Genomic DNA, 933 nt, shown 5'->3' on the forward strand with positions numbered 1-933 from the left:
CTAGTACCCACTTTTCTTGGATCGTGAGTCGTGATTCAAGATATGGATGATACCCGAAGGAAGAGAAGTCCACCTTTCGAGGAAAGATCGCAAGGTGCTTGAGGCGTGCTGTCGCTCACCGGTGACCTTGCAGCGCGATTTGAAGCGGGCTCGGATTGTTCTGTTGGCAGCGGACGGGCGCAGTACGCGCTCGATAGCCAAGGAAGTTGGGGTCCAGCCGCGGATTGTCAGCGTTTGGCGGCATCGCTATGCCGACCATGGCCTTGAAGGGCTGAAGGACAAGCCGCGGCCGGGCAAGCAGCCGATCTATACGAAGACGACCGACAAGCGGATTCTGAAGCTGCTGGACAAGCCGCCGCCGCAGGGGTTTGCGCGCTGGACCGCCCCCCTGCTGGCCGAGGCGCTGGGCGAGGTCGTGTCCAATATGTCTGGGGGCTTCTGCGCAGCCACAAGATCGACCTTGTGGCTCGCAAGTCCTGGTGTGAGAGCAACGACCCGAACTTTACGGCCAAAGCCGCCGATATTGTTGGCCTTTACGTCGCCCCGCCGGCGAGGGCCATTGTGCTATGCGTGGACGAGAAGCCCTCGATCCAGGCTTTGGAACGAGCGCAGGGCTATCTGAAGTTGCCCAATGGCCGCGCCTTGACCGGCCAGAGCCACGACTACAGCGGCATGGTACCACGACACTATTTGCAGCGCTCAAAGTCACCACCGGAAAGATCATCGCAACGCATTCAAAACGCCGTCGCCGCGTCGAATTTCTCGACTTCATGAACAGCGTCACCAAGGCTTATCCGGGCCGCCAGCTTCACGTCATCCTCGACAATCTCAACACTCATAAAAAGAACGAGGGCTGGCTCAAGGCCCATCCCAACGTGCAATTTCATTTCACGCCGACAAGTGCGTCATGGCTCAATCAGGTCAAGTATGGTT

Annotated in this window: 1 pseudogene; it reads left to right on the top strand. The window is 58.4% G+C overall.

The window, feature by feature from the left end:
- Nucleotides 1-46: 46 nt before the first annotated feature.
- Nucleotides 47-933: pseudogene (locus P0R31_RS40730) on the top strand (IS630 family transposase); the annotation flags it as partial.

It is taken from the genome of Bradyrhizobium yuanmingense, from assembly GCF_029167105.1.
GTDB lineage: Bacteria > Pseudomonadota > Alphaproteobacteria > Rhizobiales > Xanthobacteraceae > Bradyrhizobium > Bradyrhizobium yuanmingense_A.